Genomic DNA, 18,183 nt, shown 5'->3' with positions numbered 1-18,183 from the left:
AGACACAGTAAAGCCCCTTGGGATCAACATCCCAAGGGGCCTCGCTGTCTCGGATTTTCCCTACTTCCCAGCCGCGAAGCTGCTCACGCACTGCCCCTGGTTCGTGAACACTGGAGACGGACTGGTCTTCCAGCCATCGCTCTTGCACGCGTCCTTTCCGGTAGAAACAGTCACGCGGTACACCTTCGTGGTGCCGTCCGGCGCCGTCACGGTGATCACCGCCGTCGGGTTCTCAACGGTGGAATGCTGAACTGTCACCTTCGCGTTGGTGTCCAGCGGGTAGCCGACGACGGCGGGAGTCGCCGACGTCGATAACACCCGGTAGTCGGTGGTCGCCGGGTCGAAGCCCACCACGGAGGCCTGGTTGACCAGGAGCCGGCCGAGGTCGGCGTTGCCGGCTTCCGCCAGGCGCGAGCCCGTGATGGCAACCTCCGCCACCTTGGTGTACGACGCCGTGGTCACGAACGAAACCCTGATCCCACGGGTGGTGACGGGGTCGAAACGGACGGTGGTCGGTGAAGAGATGGAGAGTCCCGTAATGGTTCCCGCGGAGGTGTCCTTCCATGTTCCCGAGGCGTCCTGGTACTGGAGTTTAAGGCTCGCCGCAGCCTTTTCCGCAGACGTGACGGTCACGGAGGAAACGGTGTAGTCGCGGCTGAAGGCGTAGCTCAGGCTGTCACCGGCACGGCCGCCGCTCACCCAGTTGGACCATCGCGTGGAGGCGTTGGCATCGCAGGTGTTCTTCGCGATGTAGGAGCCCTCGGTGTAGCTTGCGGTGGCCGTGGTGGTGGGGTCGTCCTTGCAGATATTGGCTACTGGAACGCGGTCCACCACAATAATGGTCAGCGTGGCCGGGAGGCCGTCGGCGGTTCCGGGCACCGTGACGGTTCCCGGGGCCTGCAGCGAGGACGCGGAGACTGTAGACCAGTCCCAGGTCACTGCCAGTGGGTTCCGGGCGGGACCATCGGCGATCTGTCCAGGAACGCTGGCCGGGGCCAAGGCCTGTATGGAGGCCACCGATGATCCGGTTCCAACGGTCACGGAAACAGGGTCCGTGGCGATGTAGGAGCCCACCGTGACCGTGAGAACGGCTTCGAAGGTTTGACCGTACGGGTCAACCCCTGAACCGTAGACCGTTACTTTGCCGGCCTTCTGCCACGAGGAAGGATCCACCGGTGCCCAGGTGACGGCCAACTGCTTGCCGGGGCCTGCCTCGTAAACGGGCGTGACCGTGGCTGGCAGGACCGGCGGCGTCCCTACGGGCGTGCTCAGCTCAACAGGGGAAACTCCCAAGAGCTTGAGGTCTGCAATGTCGGTGAAGGCCCACGCCTGGTGCGGACTGGCCAACGCCGTAGCCGTGGCTCCGGTGGACGAAGCAAGTGCCACAGACGTTCCAGCAGCTGTCTGGTTGCCCGAAACCTGCAGGGCAATCGCGGCACCTGCGTTCACCACGGACCACTGTTTGCCGTTCTCCGTGGTCACTATCCACTGTGCAGAAGGAGTGGCCTTGGCCTGTTCCAACGTCAGTGTAGACAGTGAAGCCGCACCGCTCTGGCTGCCGTTCAGCACTCCACCGTTGCCTGTGAGCACTCGGCCGTCCTTGTTCGTAAGAACCCAGCGACGACCGTTCGCAAACTCATCTTCCGTAGACACGGCGTTGAACGTCCACATCTGCGGAGCCACACCGGCAGCATCCGTGCCCATTTCTTCAATTGAGGCAGAACCATTGGAGCGGCCCGTCAGGTATTTGCCGCTCGCCTCACCACTGAGGTGGTAGCTGTGGCCGTCCTGCACAGGCGCGGCATCGTCCGAAACTCCACTGACGCCGTCGACGAGGAACGTCACCACGGATGCGGCGGGAACGTCAAGCGTCGCGGACTTGGCCGCGGTGTCGACGGCGACTGGTGCGCCCTTGACGAGTGCATTCTTCTCGATGTCATCCAGCGGCGACTTGGTGGTGACCACAGGCGTGACCTTTGCGCCGGGCGCGATGCTGCCGAAGCGGCTGAGGTCGATGGTGACCTTTTCCGCCGTCGGGGTGTCATTGAAGTGGACCAGCGTTGCGCCGTTGCCGTCGGCGCGGAGGGCGCTGGCGGTCTTGGCGTTGTCGTTCTGGATGAGGAAGTCGCCGGGCCGGATGTAGTGCGTGAAGTTCCTGGTGGTGTTGTATTTCTGGTTGGTCAGGACTTTGCACTTGGCTTGTTCCAGGGATGCGCCATCGTTGATGCGGCGGTTGGAGAAGCCTTCGCGGCCTTCGTAATTGCAGTCGAAGTCGATGTAGATGGAGCCCCAGCCCTTGTCTGCCTTTTCCTGCTTGTACGTGTCCTCCACAGGCTGCCAGAAGACCCACGCATTGGGGTCGAGCTCACGGAGATCGTTGACCATGCGGCCGGCGATGCCCAGGCCGTTGGTGATGTTGGAACGGTCCCAGCCGCTGGTCGAGTCGCCGAGCGCAGGGTTGCCCGTCCAGAAGCCGCCCACTTCGCTCATCCACAGTGGCTTGTCGGTGGAACCGGCGAGGTCGCGGACCCGACGGCGGTCGTTGGTTCCGTAGGTGTGGACGTTGAGCTGCGCTACAGCGTCTTTGGCTTCCTGGCTGTAGCCGTTCCAGTTGGTCATGAACTTGCTGGGATCCGTCTCGTCCATCGCGGAGATGACGGCGTCCGTGGTGCCCTTTTTGAGCTCGGCGGCCAGCAGCTTGGTCACGCGGTCCTGGGCGGCGGGATAGATCAGCGCACCCTCCTGCTTTTGGGTGTACGTGGTGGGCGGCTTGCCGGTGGCGGCGTTGATGTCCGTGCCCCAGTAGCCCGAGTTCGGCTCGTTGAACGGATCGATGGTGTCCACTGTGATGCCGCTGCCCTTTTCGAGGAGCTCGACGGCGTTCCTCATGTAGGCCGCGAACTTGGCTTCCGCTTCGGGCAGGAGGTTTTCACCCTTGGCGGTGTTCACTTGGCCGGATACGTACCCGCTCTTGGTCATGAACCACGGCGGGGAATTGCTGAACGCTTCCCAGTGGGTGATCTGCTGGTCTGCGGCGAGGCGTTCCACCCACCACCGCTGGTTCTTGTCGGCGTCGGGGTCGTAGGACGCGGGGTCGTCCGGGTTCCAGGCGTTCAGGAACGCGAGCTTGTTGGCCTGCGTTTTGTCCACGGTTCCGTCCGGGTTGTAAAGGTTCGACGCCGGCTGGCCGGGTTGCGCTTCAGCCACCGGCTTCCACCATCCCTCCACAGCGCTGCCATCGTTGAGGTAGTTGGCTACGTCTGAAGCATTTCCGCCGCCCACGTTGTAGCGGGCGATGTTGAGGTTGAGTCCGTCCTCCCCGAAAACCTTCTGGTACAGCTCCTCCCGCAGCTCGGGGGAGTAGCCCGCCGTCGCATTCGCGAACCACACCAGGCTGGTTCCCCACCCTTCGAACGCTTCGCCGCGGGTGGCGGGGTTCGGGGTGATGGTGACAGCTGTTGCGTCGTTGGCTTGTGCTTGTGGTGTGGTTGCGGGCAAAAGTGCCAGGCTCGCGGCTGCTGTAACGGCTGCCGCCAGGACTGCCACTGGCCGTCGGATTCTTCGCGCGGAAAACGCCATGGGTGGACCTCATCGTCGGGGTTTCATCGGGTGCTGCCCGGTTTCCGGGAAGGCCGGGCAAAGCCGAGACTATGAGGCTCTTGGGGGCGCAACAAGGCACTCGAACAGGCTCGTTCGTGGTCAGTCAGAAGTGGTCACAGGTGTAACAACTTTGCCCTCCTCTGGGTCATGGTTGTATAGATGTATACAAGTACACTTCTCTTGAGGCGGCACGCATGGCAGAACAACCACGAAACACGGGGGCGCACCTTGTCTACGGCGAGTTGAAGCGCCGGATCCTTAGCCTCGAGCTGAAACCGGGTGAGCGTATCTACGAACCCGCCATGGCCACTGCCCTGCAAGTCAGCCGCACGCCCCTTCGGGAAGCCATCCGCCGGTTGGTTTCAGAGAGCTTGCTGGAGCAGCAGCCCACCGGGGGAGTGCTGGTTCCCGCGCTCGATGAGAAGGTCATTTCCGAGCTGTACGATGTTCGCGCAGCGTTGGAGTCCCTGATGGCACGGGAGGCCTGCGCCAACGCCACCGCCGCGGACCTTGAAGAACTCCGCGGGATACTGGCACGCAATGCTGCCATGGTGGAGTTCGCCGACGAGGCCATGAAGTACGGGGTTGCCCTGCATGCTGCGATCGCCAGGATCGCCGGGAACTCCTGGGCCCAGCGGTTCCATGAGCAGATCGCCAGCCAGGTTGAGCGCTACCGATTCTTCACCAACAATGCCCCCGAACGCCGCGATGAAGCACTCTCCAATCACAGGCTCTTGGTCGAAGCGATAGCTTCAAAGGATGCGGAGAAGGCAGCCAAGGTCGCCTTCGATCATGTCATCGGCGCAAGGGATGAGACCTTGCGGGTTATCTCCAGTTCCGGCCTCGTGGTCGAATGATCGGCGAACTTGGAAGGCGTTCGTCCACGGCCCTCCTGATCCACTCGACGCTCATCCAGGCCGTCACGTTCCTGGTCCGCCCGGCCACCACGTACCGCGCACTCGAATTGGATGTTCCCGGGTTCGCCCTTGGCCTTCTCGCCGCCAGCTACGCTGTGTTTCCCCTGCTGCTCGCCCTACCCATCGGCGGACTGGTGGACCGCCTCGGTGAGCGTCGGCTCATGGCGATCGGGGCCGCCGTCGTACTCGGCTGTTCTGCTTTTCTGCTGTTCTGGGGAACGTCAGTTCCTGCGCTTGTAGCCGGGACGGCACTTCTTGGTGCAGGCCAGCTGGCCTGTGTTGTGGGGCAGCAAGCGGTGGTCGCGAACAACGCGGCGTCGTCGCGCTTGGACTCTGCCTTCGGGTACCTGACCTTCGCCGCGTCTCTGGGCCAGGCCTTGGGACCGTTGGCCATTTCCGTGGTTGGCGGTGCTTCCGTTCGCCCGAACACGCAGGCGATCTTCCTTCTCGCGACTGCCATGAGCTTGGTGATGTTCCTGACCACGTTCGTGATTTCTTCAAAGGTCAGCCAGGGCAGGCGCACCCCGAAGGGCACTGGCACCAAGGGCAGTTCACTGGCACTTCTCAGGACGCCCGGCGTGATCCGCGCGCTGGCAACTAGCGCCACCGTCCTGGCAGTAGTGGACCTGACAGTGGTCTACCTTCCGGCACTCGGCGCCGAACGCGGCCTCACGGCGGCCACGGTGGGGCTGATGCTGACCGTCCGGGCGGTGTTCTCCATGGTTTCCCGGCTGGGACTCGGCAGCGTGTCCCGCAAGCTGGGGCGCATGAAGTTGCTAATCCTGAGCCTGGCCATCTCCACAGGGGCCCTGGCTGTGGCCGCCGTCCCGATGCCCGAGTGGCTGCTGTTTGTCGTCATGGCGTTCCTCGGCCTCGGGCTGGGAATTGGCCAACCACTGACAATGTCCTGGCTCTCGGCCCAAGCGCCGGAAGGCCAACGCGGGCGGGCGCTGGCCTTGAGGCTTGCCGGAAACAGGGTGGGCCAAGTGGTCCTGCCCAGCGTCATCGGCGTGGTGGCGGTAGGCCTTGGGGCGGCGGGTGTGTTCCTGGCGTCCGCGGTAGCCGTCGGCGGAACAATGCTGTTACTGCGCGGTGTGCGGCTGGACGACTGACCGGGAGATCACTCCGCGAACAGCGCCGCCAGGTCGTCCGCCGTCAACGAGCCACCGGCCAAGGCGTCACCTTCCATCACATCTGCGAACAGCTGCGATTTCTTGGCCTTCAGCGCCATGACCTTCTCCTCGATGGTGTCCTTCGCGACCAGTCGGTAGACCATGACGTTCCGGGCCTGCCCAATACGGTGCGTGCGGTCAACCGCCTGGGCTTCGGAGGCCGGGTTCCACCACGGATCCAGCAGGAACACGTAGTCGGCCTCGGTCAGGTTGAGCCCGAAGCCACCGGCCTTCAGCGAGATCAGGAACACCGGTGCGGCACCGTTCTTGAACTCGCTGACCACGTCGCCGCGGTTCCGGGTGCTGCCGTCGAGGTAGCAGTACTCCACGCCCTCTTCGTCCAGGCGCTCGCGGACCTTCCCCAGGAACCCGGTGAACTGGCTGAAGATCAGCGTCCGGTGGCCCTCGGAAATGACGTCCTCCAGCTGCTCGAACAACACATCCAGCTTGGAGGACCGAACCCCGGACAATGACGAATCCACCAACGACGCATCCAAACTCAGCTGCCGCAGCAACGTCAACGACTGGAAGATGGTGAAGCGGTTCTTGTTCACGTCATCGATCAGACCCAGGATCTTCTGTCGCTCACGCTGCAGGTGCGTCTGGTAAACCTTCTGGTGCCGCGGGTTCAGCACGACCTCCAGGATCTGCTCCTGCTTGGGTGGCAGATCCTTGATGACCTGCTCTTTGGTGCGGCGCATCATCAGCGGACGCACACGACGCCGGAGCTTGCCCAGCTGCGCCGAGTCGCCGTTCTTTTCCACCGGCTTTTGATAGTTCTCGGCGAACCGTTTGGGGCTCGGGAACAGGCCCGGCGCAACAATCGACGTCAGCGCCCAGAACTCCATCAGGTTGTTCTCCAGCGGCGTGCCGGTGATGGCCAACTTGAACCTGGCCGGCAGCTTCCGGGCGCACTGGTACGCCTTGGACTGGTGGTTCTTCACGAACTGCGCCTCGTCCAGCATCAGTCCGGCCCACTGGAACGATGCATAGGCGTCGTAATCAATACGGAAGAGGGCATACGAGGTAATAACGACGTCGGCACCCGCCAACGCTTCGACAGGGGACAGGCCGCTCTTGGCGAAAGTTTCACCGACGGTGCGCACCACGAGCCCGGGAGCGAACCGCTGCGCTTCCAGGGCCCAGTTGCTCACGACACTCGTAGGGGCGACCACCAGGAAGGGAGCTCGCGGAGTCACCTCAGCAGAGTCACCCTGGGCGGCCGCAGCAGTCTCCGCAGCCAAGTCCTTCGCCGCGCAGATCAGCGCAATGGCCTGCACGGTCTTACCCAGGCCCATGTCGTCCGCAAGCACACCCCCGAGGCTGTGCTTGTACAGGAAGCTGAGCCAGTTGAACCCTTCGAGCTGATACGGACGCAGCTCAGCGTTAAGGCCGGCCGGCAGCGGCAGCCCGGTCACGCCGTCGTCGAGCAATCCGCCCACAGCCTCACGCCACGCGGCGGCTTGCTCGTCCACAATTCCGAGCTGGGCGAGCTCGTCCCAGAGCCCGGCCTGGAAGCGGCTGATCTGCAGCGTGCCGTCCTTGTTGTCCGGGTTGTCCTGCAGGGACCGGGCTTCGTCGATCAGCGCGCGCAGCTGGTGCAACTCGGGCAGGTCCAGCGAGAAGTAGGCTCCGCTGGGCAGCAGCATGCGGCTCATCCCGGCCGCGAGGGCCGAGAACACTGCGGCAAAGGAGACGGGTTCGCCCTCAAGCGTGATCACGATGCCGAGGTCGAACCAGTCGCCGCTGGCCGTTTCCTTGGTGGAGATGGACACCACGGGAGCTTCGGCAGCTTCACGGTAATCCGCGATGTCACCGGACGTTTCCACTACGACGTCGGGCAGTTCCCGCAGCGCCGGAAGTACCTCTTCGGTGAACGCCAGGGTGTCCAGGCCACCCAATTCAACGCTTGCTGCGAGACGCGGAGCGCCCCAGCCACCGGTGGCGGACTCGGCCAACGCCGAAACCACATCCCACGGCCGGCCAAGCGACTCAAGGATGCGGGCTTCTTCGGGGTCGTCCCTGTAGCCACGGTCCTCTGGATGCCGCCATAAGGGTTGGGCGGTGACCAGGGTGCCGGACTTGTAATGCCACTCCCAGTGCAACCGGACCTTGTGATCGTTTCCGTAATTGGCCAGCAGGGACAGTGTGGGGACAGCCAGGGTGGGCAGCTCCACCGATTCGTCCGCGGCCTGCACCGGCGTGGATTGTCGCAATTTGGGGTAGAACGAGGTCAGGAACCGGCTCTCATCCTCGGCCGGAATCTGAAGCGTTTGGCCGTCCATGACGAATTCAAGGAGCTCGTCCGTGATGCCGCCCTCGATCGGGGCAAGGGTGATCAGGTTCTTTTGCTGCGACACTCCGGGCAGGACGTCCCCGGAATGCGTGAAGAAGATTCCGTTGGCCGGCTTGCCCAGGAAGCCCACCGAGGCGGCGTCAACCGGCTCCCCGGCCACGGTGACTGACGGCGCGAGTTGCAGGCCGCCGTCGTGCGTTTCCGTTGTGGCGTCCGGGGCTGCGTCCATTCGCGCCAAACTCAGTCCGACGACGGCGGGTTGCGCCTCCACGCGGACGGGCTCGCTCCCGGCGGAGTGGATGAGGGGGATGCCGGCTTTGGTGGCGTCGGCGAGGAGGGTCCAAAGGTTCTTGGCAGCGAAGTCGTTCAGGCTCAGCCACATGGCCCCCGACGGTTGCTGTCGGCCATTACTTGAACCGTGGGCGGCGAGGAAAGTCTGAAGCCATTCGACGTGGACCTCGTTGAATTCCCGCCGGAAGCTGACATAGCTGAGGTTGTTCCAGGAGACGTCGCCGCGGATCCATTTGCCCTTGGCGCCCATCATGACGGGACGCGCCTTGAGTTGGCGGACGCTGCGCATGGGGTCCCGGCGGCCTGTGTAGGAGAAGTGCGCGGCGGGCTCTTCCACCTCGAACTGGAGCGCGAGTTGGATGCCTGCCGCGCTCGGAGCAGTGCCTGGCTTCGTGATCAGCCTGTTGAGCGCTTGTTCCCACGCCGGACGGGCGGCGCCGCCCTGCTGGCCCGAGCCGACCCTGGAGGTTTGAATTCCAGGAGCCTGGGAAAGGAGCTGCGCCCGGATGGTGGGGTGGTCCTCCGCAGTGAAGAGCAGTGCGGCAACGTGCTTGCAGTCCTTGCGGACCGGGCAACTGCAGATGCCTACCGTGCAGCTCCAGCCGCTGGGCTTCCGAACCAGTTTTGCGGACGTCGAATAAGGCTGCGGACCGGCCCCACGGACTTTGCCCATCAGAAGGCCCGTGGCTGCGTCGAAAGTAATCCCGCTGACGCGGCTGCCCATGGCATAGGCCAGTCCGGCCGCCAGGGAGCGGTCGTTAATGGCAGGAGTCTGTATGGCCAGTTCCCAGGTCTCGTCTGTGTGGGACGGCATGCGTCGGGCTACTTTCGGCAGGAGGTTATCTGCTCAATCTTAGTCAGCAGAAAACGGCTCCCAAACTTCGCCCTCCGTTAACCTCTTCCTCGATTGCCGCGCCGCTCCCACGCGTACGTTGAAAGTGTCCGGAGCACCATCAGCTTTCAGCAGTGAGGATTTCCCATGACTACCAACGAGTACCCCGTCGTCCTGAACAAGACCAGCTTCGAAGCCGGCAATGCGGATGTAGTGGATTCCAACGTCAACGTCGTGAACCAGATGTACCAGGAGCTCCTCAACAGCGACGAAATCGCACCCGCTGCGCTCAACAGCTTCTTTGTGGACTTTTACCTGACCCAGGCACTCTCCGGAGGCTTCGCCCAGTACGTCTTCACCGCACCGGAACGTGAGGAAGTGGATGCTTACGTCCGCGCGGGCCTCGAGGGCATGGGCGCCACCCGCCACCTCGACCTCTTCAACCGCACGGCGGCCACGTTCGATGCACTCACCGAGGACGAAGCAGAGGCCTACCTCGACGGCGAACTGGACGAGTCCGAAACGCCGCCGGCTTCCGTTGTGACCTTGGACGAGCTCGACGGCGAGTTCGAAGCCCTGCTTGAGGAAGAGGACATCATCGACCTCAACGCGGCTTACCTCCGCGACCAGTCCGAACTGCTGGTCCTGACCGACGAAGAAATCGAAGCTCACATCGCTGAGCGTGTCGCACTGATTCCGGACCTCGCCGAGCGCCAGGCCGAAGCTGACGAAGAAGCCCTCGCCAACGCCCCGGAGTTCGAGGTCATCATCCGCGAACTCTGCGATGTGGCCGGTTACGCCCTGGAAAAGATCACCATGGGCGATCCCAACTACGAGCACGACGGCGTCAAGACCCTCGCCTGGCACTTCTCCACCGACCACGGCGACTACCTCATGATCGAGGACGACGACGAGGCCTTCATGATCCACCCGGAGACCAAGGAAATCATCGCTGCCGTGGAGTTCGAAGAGTCCGAGGAATTCGCCGACGCGTAAATCCTTTTCCGCCGAGGTCGCTGGAACGCTGTGGGTTCGCCGGTTAGCTCCGGCGACCTCGCAGTGCTTCCGGCGAATTCGGTGCTCTAGCTTGCTCTCGCCTGCCGGAACTTGAGGAAGCCCCACACGATGGATGCCTGCCAGCAGGCCAACAGGCCCACCCAGATCCAGTCCAGGCCACGCTCAGTGGAATTGATGATCATGGCTACGAGCCCCAAAGTCCACGCGAGTTCCTGCACCCCCAGGAACGTCAAGGTCGGCGTCTTTTTGCTGCTGATGTCCTGTGTCATGTTCTCTCCCCAGTGAGTAGCCTGCAGTCTAGCGGACCCATGCATCGGCCTGGCTTGGGGTTTGGGCCCCCGAATTCGCCCCAAAGCAGCGGCGGCGTGTGCAAAACTCCGGCGAATTCGCAGCATTCCCCGGTTCCCGGCACTGCACTGTCCACATAGCCGGATATGCCCGTTCCGGCCCGAGGTCCATGGCGGCCAAGCTGAACCGGTGAACACACAGTCAACGCACAAAAACAGCACAGCGGCACCAGCACTCCCTTTGCATGGGTACATGTGGAGGACCGATGAGTTGCTCCGGTTGGGTTTCAACAGTCGGCGGGTCAAAGCTCTGGTGGACTCCGGTGAACTGCTCCGCATAAGGTACGGGTGCTACATCAGGGCCAGTAAGTGGCAGTCACTTAGCCTCGGCGGGCAGGCCAGGGAACGGATCATGGCCCATGCCCACGGAACACTGACCACGTCGACGGGCGGTTTCATTTACAGCCATTTGTCTGCGGCACGGCTCCACGGACTGTTCGTATGGGGCGTGGACGACAAGGTTCATGTCCTGCACTGTGCCAGGCCATCCTCGGACCGCTGGGGCAAGGATGTTCGGGGACACTCGGAAAGCTTCACTGAGGATGATGTTGTGCCGGTTCAGGGTTTGCGTGCGACTACGCTGGACCGCACCATATTCGACTGCGCCAGAATGCTGAGCTATCCGAAAGCGCTGGTGATCATGGACCACGGATTACGCGTAGGCGCCGACATCAACGCACTTGAAGACCTGGCAGCAGCCTCTTCCGGAAAACGGGGTGTCCGCACGCTCCGCAAGGCCCTGGCCAACGCGGATCCGCGGTCCGAGTCTGCTGGCGAGACACTGACCCGTGAGCTGATGCAGAGGTTGCGCATCAAGCCTCCGCAGCCACAATTCGAGGTGCAGTCCCGCATGGGTCGTCATCGCATGGACTTCGCTTGGGAAGAGGAAAAACTGGCGCTGGAGTTCGATGGGAGAACCAAATATTTCGACTTCAATCCGACGGACGAGGTCATCTTTCAAGAACGACGGCGGGAAAAGGCACTCGTCGAGGAGGGCTGGCGGTTTATCCGGATCGAATGGAAGGACCTTTTTCAGGAGCGTGCCTTCAAGGAGCGCGTCCTTCGTGCGCTCGGGTGATGCGGCCGGCTCGCGAGTTCGCGGGAACCCTGCCTGTTCGCACGCAACCTTTCGGCGAGATCGCAGGCTTCCCGCGATCTCGGTGCAACACCCCAGTAGCTGGAGGAAGAATGGTTCACGAGGCTGAACCATTTACCTGTGCGCGTCGTCGTATAGGCGAAGGGGCGGAGGACAACAGTGAGGGAGGTGGCTATGCCGTTGGACGAAGACGTGGTGGCGGCGATCTACCGCGATCACGGCACGGCTCTGAAGCGTTTCGTGCTGAGCTGCACCTCCGACGCCCACCAAGCAGACGACGTCGTGCAGGAAACCATCCTCAAGGTGTGGCAACATGCCCCCCAGATCACAGGAAGCCTGCGCAGCTACCTCTTCCGGACGGCCCGCAACGTCATTATCGACAACTACCGGAAGGCACAGCGTCGCCCTGCTGAAGCCGGTGAACAGGACCTCCCGGACCACGCGGCCACCGAACGCGTGGACGAGCTCCTGAACAGGGTGCTCATGGAGGAAGCGTTGCTCCGGCTCAGCCACGAACACCGGCAGGTATTGGTGGCCCTCCACTACCAAAGGTTCACCGTCAGCGAGGCAGCATTGCAGCTGAACATTCCGGCGGGAACCGTGAAGTCCAGGGCTTTCTACGCTGTGAAAGCCCTCCGAACAATCCTTGATGAAATGGGGGTGGAACGATGAACGGCAACTCCGTCCACCAGTTATTGGGCGCCTACCTTTTGGGTGGGCTGGAGCCCGACGAAGCCCGTACGTTTGAGGACCACCTCGCCACCTGCGTTGAGTGTCGTCATGAGCTGGAAGAGCTTGTAAGCCTGCCGGCATTGCTCGACGCCGTTCCCCGGGCTGATGCTGTCGCGCTCACGGTCGCTGGCGGTACGGACACGCTCTCACCGTTGGAACCCGAGGCGCTTCCTGAAAAAGTCCTGGTGGACTTGTCGGTCCGCAGGCGGACATCACGACGGCGGTGGGCGGCTTTGGTGGGTGCGGTTGCCGCTGCTTGCCTGGCTGTTGGCTTCCTCGCCGGGCCCCTGCTGAACCAGCCTCCGAAACCGGACGCAAGCTACTCGGTGCAGTCGGACAACGGTTTGCAATTGACAGTGGGCATGGTGAAGAAGAACTGGGGCACTGAGCTCGCTGTGGAAGGGCGCTCGATGCCACTGGAAGGCACCCTGTATCTGTGGGTAAAGGGCCGGGACGGCGCCGAAGAACGCACCTGCGGATGGACGGCCACTCAGAGCGGCCGGATCAAGATCACCGGGGCCACTCCGGTGCAGTTGGCTGGCATCGCTGGAGTTGAGCTTCGCGACGAAGCCGAGAAAACGGTGGCCTCGATTTCGGTGCCGTAAACCTTAGGTGTCCCCAACCCCTGTGCCCTTGGCGCGTAGTTCGGCCACCAGCGCAGGGTTCTCGCAGGCCTTGGCGAATGCCTCGATCCGGCGTTCGATCTCCCGGCCAAGGAGCCAGCCGCCAATTTTCTCGGCCAACGGCTTCACCAGAGCCGGCCGGCACGAAAAGGTGTATTTCCAGACTGCCCGGGTGCCGCCGTCGTCCGGGGTGAACCGCCAACCACCGCCGAAGTTTTCAAAGAACCACGGCCCGGACACCATGGTCATGCCCACGTTTCGGGGTGGGGTGTAAGAGACGTATTCGCTGACCATCTTCAGGCCCATGCGGGAAACGGTCCGTGTCCTGACACCTTTGCCTGCGGCCGTGGCTCCGTCCAGGAAAGCCTGGGCGGAAATGAACGGGTCCCATGTGAGCCGGAATGCACCAGTGGTCTGGGAGAGGGCGAAAGCGGTCTCCGGATCCAACCGGATGAATCGTTCGGCGCGCACCTGCGGCATTAGAACCCCTGCCCTGAACCGAGCACCAGAAACACCATGAAAACAATGCCAAAGATGTTGATCGCCATGATGGCCAAACCGATGATGCCCGTGATGCGTCCGGCGTTCATCCGGCCGGCCCGGAAGACGGCGATCAGCCCGCTCACCACTGCAACGATCGCCAGCACCACCGCAGTCCCCGCCAGGACAAGCGCACCAAACCACCATGCATCGTTGCCCTCGTTGTAACGGCTCATGGCGGATGCGACGGCTGCGATGCCCAAGGGGATGCTGACCACGGCTGCGACGGGCGAGAGCACGGCCGCGATGATGCTGGTGATTCCGGCACCCAAGCCACGGTTACCTGTCCGTTGGGGTTGCTGGTAGTAGTCCACCGGTGGCTGATAGCTCATGGTTCCCCCAAAGGTCCTTCGGCTAGATCTTGCGGTAAGTGAGGTCGAAGATCATGCGCCCGGCCTCGTGGGCTTTGTTCTCAAAGCTGGTCCTGATGCGGCCGTCGAACCGGGGAGCCCAACCCCCTTCTTCATCCACGCCCTCGTTCGGACCAGTGTGTTCGGTGCTGACCGGCGCGCGGCCTTCCCTCACCGGTGCGCCGCCCACAACGGATTCGACGCCGGACTGCCACACTTGCGTCAGTGGGCTCTCCTCGCCGCTGCGCTCGCCTTCGTGCATGTTCTCGAATTCCGTGGAATCTGCCAGCACTTCGCGGACGTGCACTGCGTAGTTGGACCAGTCCGTAGCGATGCGCCAGTAGCCACCCTTTTCGAGGGCTTTTGCGGCGACCGAAGCGAACGCGGGCTGGATGAGCCGGCGTTTGTGGTGCCGGGCTTTATGCCACGGGTCCGGGAAGAACACCCAAAGCTCGCTGACCGAACCCTCGGGAAGCATCGACTCGAGGACCTCGGGGGCGTTGGCTTCCACCACGCGCACATTGGTCAGGCCGCGGCTGTTGATCTTGATGATGGTGTTCGCCAAACCGGGCGTGTAGACCTCGACGGCCAAAAAGTCCTTGTCCGGGTTCTGCTCAGCGGCATGTACGACGGCGTCACCCAGGCCTGAACCGATCTCCACAATCAGCGGTGCCTTACGCCCGAAAACGGCCTCGGCATCGAACGTGTAATCGGGGTGCACGGAGGTGTTGGCGACGTGGCGTGGGACCTGGATAGCCCAGCGCTCGGCGTGCTCTTCCCAGGCGGCCTGCCTGCGACCCTGCAGGCGGGTTCCGCGGCGCACGAAGCTGACCGGACGGCCACCGTAGGTTCCGAAGGAGGCTTGGCTGCCGGGCGTGACGGGTCGCGGGGAATCTGGGGTTTCACTCATCGCTTCCAGAATACTTTGGTTGGGGCTGTGGGTTCTCCCGCCGAGAGCCAGGGGTCCGGGTGGCCCGCTTGCCTGAACGTGACGTGCCTTTGCTCCTTCTCAGGAGGGGAGACGTTTCGTTGATGCAATTGGCCGGCAACGGGAGAATAGGGGAATGGTTGCAAGCGAGGACACACTTGAAGAGGTCTTTACGTCCTTGGCAGATGCCACCGCAGGGCGCACCCCGTTCACTCTGGGTTTCCTTGGGAGCCTTGGGCTGGACTGAGGACCGAGGATCCGTGCCGTCATTCTCCGTGCCTTCGACCGCGCGACGGGACAGATCATGGTTGCCACCAACGCTTTCTCCGAGAAGGTCGCTGAGATTGAACGGGTACCCTCTGTTGCCCTGACGATGTACGACGACAACCGTGGGGTGCAATTGCGCATCAGGGGCACTGCGTCCTTTATTGATGACGCTGACGAGCGAAGCCGTGCCTGGGACCGGGTAAGCCCGGGCGGCCGTCATCTCTATGCCTCGGGCCGTGTTCCGGGCACGCCCCTCCCGGGTTCCCCGGAGTCCGATGGGGAGCCGGTTGTGGGTGAAAAGGCATTTGACCGTTTTGCCTGGATGGCAATTGAGATGGCAGACGTGGATTGGCTCGACCTTTCAGGGACTACGCACAGGCGCTGGAAGTTCACCCCCAAAGCCGGCGTGTGGAGCGGTCAGGAGATCGTTCCCTGACGGCAAGGGAAACCACGGTCAAAGCCGGTCACATCCCGCCCACCAAGCACCTGGTTCAACCCGGCTGACAGAATAGGACGTGTGACCTCCTCGACGACGCCCGGCTACCCAGAGAAATCAGTCCTGTCCGACCTCGCAGTGGACGCCGAGATCGGCGAGGAACCACCAGCGGATCCCACGCAACTGAGTGCAAAGCGGGGCCTCGTGTACCTGGCCATCTGCCTGGTGCTGATTGGCCTCAACCTACGCACGGTCTTCTCCAGCTTCTCCGCGGTCCTGCCGGAAATAACGTCCGACGCCGGTTTGCCCGGCTGGTCGCTCGTGGTCCTCACCACGGTGCCAGTCACTTTGCTGGGCGTGTTCGCGCCGCTTGCCCCCATCCTGGCCCGCAGGTTCGGAGCAGAACGGGTGCTCCTGGGCGCCATGGCCGTCCTCACCGCAGGTCTGCTGCTGCGGCCCCTGGAGATCCCCGGAGCAGGACACCTTCCCACGCTTCTCGCTGGCACCGCGGCCTGCGGAGCGGCCATTGCCCTGTGCAACGTCCTCCTTCCCGGCGTCGTCAAAAGGGACTTCCCGCACCGCATGGGCCTGATGGGCGGCCTCTACACCACAGCGATATGCGCATCGGCGGCCCTTGGCGCGGGCTTCACGTATCCGGTCTTTGCGGCAACCGGCCACTGGACCTCGGCGCTGTGGTTCTGGGCGGTGCCTGCCGCCGTCGTACTTCTGCTGTTCCTGCCGGTGGCAATCCGCCAGCCGGCGGTAAAGCACCAGGCAGTCCACGGTGGCGTGAACGTGTGGCGCTCAGCCGTAGCCTGGCAGGTCACGATGTTCATGGTGCTGCAGGCGATGATGTCGTTCAGTGTGTTCGCATGGATGGCGCCCATCCTGCGCGATCGGGGGATAGACGGCAGCACGGCGGGTCTGATCGTCTCGGTGTCGATCGTGCTGCAGATGCTGGGCTCACTGTTTGCCCCGGCGTTGGCCACACGTTTCAAGGACCAGCGGATCATCAACATGGTGGTGGCTTTGATGACGGGCGGTGGGTTCGCGCTCACGATCTTCGGCCCCACCGAACTCATCTGGGTCTGGACGGGGTTGAACGGGCTGGGCCAAGGATCGCTCACCGCGGTGGCCCTCACCATGATCATGGTCCGCACCCGTGACGCCCATACGGCCGCGCACCTGTCCGGGATGATGCAGGGAGTTGGCTATGGCGTGGGCTCGGTCGGCACCCTCTTGGTCGGACAGCTGCACCAAGCCACGGGTGGGTTCGCAGCAGCCGGAATCCTGTTCCTGGTGGTCGGGTCCTTGGCCGCGTTCTTCGGTTACCGGGCAGGCAGGGACCGCTTCGTTTAACCCAAGTAGGTGACAGCACACGTCGCAATGAGGGCTCATTGGAACACGTGCTGTCACCCAGTTGGGAAGACTTAGACGGTCAGGTCCTTGCCCTTCGTCTCCGGGATGGAGAAGGCGAACGCGATGCCGACCAGCAGCAGGATCACCGCGTACACATTGAACAGGTAACCCTGCCCGATGCTGCCGAGCCAGGTCTGCAGGTACGGGGCCGTGCCACCGAAGGCCGCGACACAGATGGAATACGGAACGCCGACTCCGATGGTGCGGATGTGCGTCGGGAACAGTTCGGCGTAGACGGCCGGGACGATTGCAGCGCTGCCGGCGATGAAGAACAGCATCACGGACATGGACACGGCCAGCTGCCACGGCGAATCCTTGAGCAGCCACGTCATGGGGAAGTGCAGGAGGGCGGCGCCGGCGGCTGAAACGATGATGACAGGCTTGCGGCCGATGCGGTCCGAGAGTTTGCCCCAGAACGGCAGGGCGGCGATGAACACCACATTGGCAATAACACCTGCCCACAACGCTTCACCGCGGTCCATCTTCAAGGAGGTCGCTGCATAGCTCGGCGCCACGACTCCCCAGATGTAGTAGACAACCGTCAGGCCCACGGTTAGGCCAATGACCTGGAACGCCTGCTTGCGGTACTTAATGATCTGCGGCAGGATCGGCAGGCGCTTCTCGGTGGGAGCCTCTGCCTCGAACGCTTCGGTTTCCTTCATCTTGGCCCGCATGAACAAGGCGTAGATGCCCAGGACTCCACCGATCAGGAAGGGGATCCGCCAACCCCAAGCGCTCATGTCTTCCTTGCTCAGGACGTTGGTCAGGATGGCCCCCAGCAGCGTTCCGGCCAGGATTCCGGCGGTGCCCGAGGTGTAGATGAGGGTTGCCCAAAAGCCGCGATGTTCCTTGGGTGCCATCTCGGACAAGTACGTTTGCGACGACGGCAACTCACCACCGTGCGCAAGGCCCTGGATGAGCCGGGCCACCAGCAGCATCACCGAAGCGAAGGCGCCGACGGCGGCGAACGTCGGCGCGATGCCGATGAGGAGGCTCCCCACCGCGCCCAGCGCGACGGCAACGGTCATGGATGTCTTCCGGCCGATTCGGTCGCCAATCCAGCCGAACACGAAGCCGCCGAACGGCCGCGCGACAAACCCGACGGCGAAGATCGCCAGGGTGGACAGCACGGCTGACGTGGGGTCGGCCTGGCTGAACAATGCGCTGGCGATGAATGGTGAGAACGTCGCGTAGATTGCCCAGTCGTACCATTCGACGGCGTTGCCGATGCCGGTTCCAATGAGCGTCCGCGCGTGGGATTTGTGGACCGTGACGTCGGGGGACGTTCCTGCGGTGGTGGTCATGAGATTCTCCAAGGTG

General features: G+C 63.1%; 15 protein-coding genes. 8 read left to right on the top strand and 7 right to left on the bottom strand.

Features of this window, described 5'->3' with window-relative positions; all coding sequences use genetic code 11:
* Positions 1-60: 60 nt before the first annotated feature.
* Entirely contained in the window at positions 61-3,546 is a 3,486-nt protein-coding gene (locus QEH68_RS18170) for an Ig-like domain-containing protein (RefSeq protein WP_280623883.1), read from the bottom strand.
* 248 nt (positions 3,547-3,794) lie between these two features.
* Here QEH68_RS18170 and QEH68_RS18165 point away from each other — a divergent pair, with 248 nt between their 5' ends.
* Both QEH68_RS18165 and QEH68_RS18160 read left to right on the top strand, forming a co-directional pair.
* Complete coding sequence (locus QEH68_RS18165; protein WP_280623881.1) at positions 3,795-4,457, top strand: GntR family transcriptional regulator; 663 nt, start codon at positions 3,795-3,797, stop codon at positions 4,455-4,457.
* Positions 4,454-5,629 carry an MFS transporter gene (locus QEH68_RS18160; RefSeq protein ID WP_280623879.1) on the top strand — a complete coding sequence of 392 codons (1,176 nt, stop codon included), beginning with the start codon at positions 4,454-4,456 and terminating at the stop codon, positions 5,627-5,629. The genes QEH68_RS18165 and QEH68_RS18160 overlap by 4 nt, the downstream gene beginning before the upstream one ends.
* 8 nt (positions 5,630-5,637) lie before the next feature.
* On the opposite strand, the gene QEH68_RS18155 is transcribed toward QEH68_RS18160, so the two are convergent.
* On the bottom strand, positions 5,638-9,090 hold the full coding sequence (locus QEH68_RS18155) for a DEAD/DEAH box helicase (RefSeq protein ID WP_280623877.1): 3,453 nt from the start codon (positions 9,088-9,090) through the stop codon (positions 5,638-5,640).
* Between the two features lie 165 nt (positions 9,091-9,255).
* Between QEH68_RS18155 and QEH68_RS18150 the strand changes: the two genes are divergently transcribed.
* Positions 9,256-10,104: a hypothetical protein gene (locus QEH68_RS18150; protein ID WP_280623875.1), complete on the top strand. Its 849-nt coding sequence runs from the start codon at positions 9,256-9,258 to the stop codon at positions 10,102-10,104.
* A gap of 86 nt (positions 10,105-10,190) precedes the next feature.
* On the opposite strand, the gene QEH68_RS18145 is transcribed toward QEH68_RS18150, so the two are convergent.
* Positions 10,191-10,394, bottom strand: coding sequence for a hypothetical protein (locus QEH68_RS18145; RefSeq protein ID WP_280623873.1), 204 nt, complete (start codon positions 10,392-10,394; stop codon positions 10,191-10,193).
* Positions 10,395-10,665: 271 nt separating this feature from the next.
* Between QEH68_RS18145 and QEH68_RS18140 the strand changes: the two genes are divergently transcribed.
* The 3 genes from QEH68_RS18140 to QEH68_RS18130 all read left to right on the top strand — a co-directional run bounded on the left by QEH68_RS18140 (position 10,666) and on the right by QEH68_RS18130 (position 12,905).
* Entirely contained in the window at positions 10,666-11,550 is an 885-nt protein-coding gene (locus QEH68_RS18140) for a hypothetical protein (RefSeq protein WP_280628042.1), read from the top strand.
* Positions 11,551-11,742: 192 nt separating this feature from the next.
* A complete protein-coding gene (locus QEH68_RS18135) occupies positions 11,743-12,240 on the top strand; it encodes a sigma-70 family RNA polymerase sigma factor (protein WP_207595054.1) in 498 nt (165 codons plus the stop codon).
* On the top strand, positions 12,237-12,905 hold the full coding sequence (locus QEH68_RS18130) for a zf-HC2 domain-containing protein (protein WP_280623871.1): 669 nt from the start codon (positions 12,237-12,239) through the stop codon (positions 12,903-12,905). Before QEH68_RS18135 ends, QEH68_RS18130 begins: the two co-directional genes overlap by 4 nt.
* Before the next feature lie 3 nt (positions 12,906-12,908).
* On the opposite strand, the gene QEH68_RS18125 is transcribed toward QEH68_RS18130, so the two are convergent.
* Genes QEH68_RS18125 through trmB form a run of 3 tightly spaced genes read right to left on the bottom strand, consistent with a single transcriptional unit; the run spans position 12,909 to position 14,723 of the window.
* Complete coding sequence (locus tag QEH68_RS18125; RefSeq protein ID WP_207595050.1) at positions 12,909-13,403, bottom strand: SRPBCC family protein; 495 nt, start codon at positions 13,401-13,403, stop codon at positions 12,909-12,911.
* Positions 13,403-13,795 carry a hypothetical protein gene (locus tag QEH68_RS18120; protein ID WP_280623868.1) on the bottom strand — a complete coding sequence of 131 codons (393 nt, stop codon included), beginning with the start codon at positions 13,793-13,795 and terminating at the stop codon, positions 13,403-13,405. The genes QEH68_RS18125 and QEH68_RS18120 overlap by 1 nt, the downstream gene beginning before the upstream one ends.
* 22 nt (positions 13,796-13,817) lie before the next feature.
* Positions 13,818-14,723: a tRNA (guanosine(46)-N7)-methyltransferase TrmB gene (gene trmB / locus QEH68_RS18115; protein WP_207595046.1), complete on the bottom strand. Its 906-nt coding sequence runs from the start codon at positions 14,721-14,723 to the stop codon at positions 13,818-13,820.
* A 322-nt stretch (positions 14,724-15,045) separates the two neighbouring features.
* On the opposite strand from trmB, the gene QEH68_RS18110 reads away from it, so the two are divergent.
* Together QEH68_RS18110 and QEH68_RS18105 are read left to right on the top strand one after the other, a co-directional pair.
* Positions 15,046-15,444: a pyridoxamine 5'-phosphate oxidase family protein gene (locus QEH68_RS18110; protein ID WP_280623863.1), complete on the top strand. Its 399-nt coding sequence runs from the start codon at positions 15,046-15,048 to the stop codon at positions 15,442-15,444.
* Between the two features lie 81 nt (positions 15,445-15,525).
* On the top strand, positions 15,526-16,803 hold the full coding sequence (locus tag QEH68_RS18105; protein WP_280623861.1) for a CynX/NimT family MFS transporter: 1,278 nt from the start codon (positions 15,526-15,528) through the stop codon (positions 16,801-16,803).
* 71 nt (positions 16,804-16,874) lie between these two features.
* Here the strand turns inward: QEH68_RS18105 and QEH68_RS18100 are convergent, their stop codons facing one another.
* Positions 16,875-18,167: an MFS transporter gene (locus QEH68_RS18100; protein WP_207595040.1), complete on the bottom strand. Its 1,293-nt coding sequence runs from the start codon at positions 18,165-18,167 to the stop codon at positions 16,875-16,877.
* Positions 18,168-18,183: the final 16 nt, after the last annotated feature.

It is taken from the genome of Paenarthrobacter sp. OM7 (assembly GCF_029873575.1).
GTDB lineage: Bacteria > Actinomycetota > Actinomycetes > Actinomycetales > Micrococcaceae > Arthrobacter.
The sequence above is the reverse complement of the archived record's forward strand: the minus strand, read 5'-3'. Positions and strand labels throughout refer to the sequence as shown.

Bases quoted from the DNA above. Each gene is read 5' to 3' on its own strand.
- QEH68_RS18135 (WP_207595054.1), top strand. From the start codon at position 11,743: ATGCCGTTGGACGAAGACGTGGTGGCGGCGATCTACCGCGATCACGGC.
- QEH68_RS18165 (WP_280623881.1), top strand. From the start codon at position 3,795: ATGGCAGAACAACCACGAAACACGGGGGCGCACCTTGTCTACGGCGAG.
- QEH68_RS18130 (WP_280623871.1), top strand. From the start codon at position 12,237: ATGAACGGCAACTCCGTCCACCAGTTATTGGGCGCCTACCTTTTGGGT.
- QEH68_RS18110 (WP_280623863.1), top strand. From the start codon at position 15,046: ATGGTTGCCACCAACGCTTTCTCCGAGAAGGTCGCTGAGATTGAACGG.
- QEH68_RS18100 (WP_207595040.1), bottom strand. From the start codon at position 18,167: ATGACCACCACCGCAGGAACGTCCCCCGACGTCACGGTCCACAAATCC.
- QEH68_RS18125 (WP_207595050.1), bottom strand. From the start codon at position 13,403: ATGCCGCAGGTGCGCGCCGAACGATTCATCCGGTTGGATCCGGAGACC.
- QEH68_RS18145 (WP_280623873.1), bottom strand. From the start codon at position 10,394: ATGACACAGGACATCAGCAGCAAAAAGACGCCGACCTTGACGTTCCTG.
- QEH68_RS18120 (WP_280623868.1), bottom strand. From the start codon at position 13,795: ATGAGCTATCAGCCACCGGTGGACTACTACCAGCAACCCCAACGGACA.
- QEH68_RS18155 (WP_280623877.1), bottom strand. From the start codon at position 9,090: ATGCCGTCCCACACAGACGAGACCTGGGAACTGGCCATACAGACTCCT.
- QEH68_RS18150 (WP_280623875.1), top strand. From the start codon at position 9,256: ATGACTACCAACGAGTACCCCGTCGTCCTGAACAAGACCAGCTTCGAA.
- QEH68_RS18160 (WP_280623879.1), top strand. From the start codon at position 4,454: ATGATCGGCGAACTTGGAAGGCGTTCGTCCACGGCCCTCCTGATCCAC.
- QEH68_RS18140 (WP_280628042.1), top strand. From the start codon at position 10,666: ATGTGGAGGACCGATGAGTTGCTCCGGTTGGGTTTCAACAGTCGGCGG.
- trmB (WP_207595046.1), bottom strand. From the start codon at position 14,723: ATGAGTGAAACCCCAGATTCCCCGCGACCCGTCACGCCCGGCAGCCAA.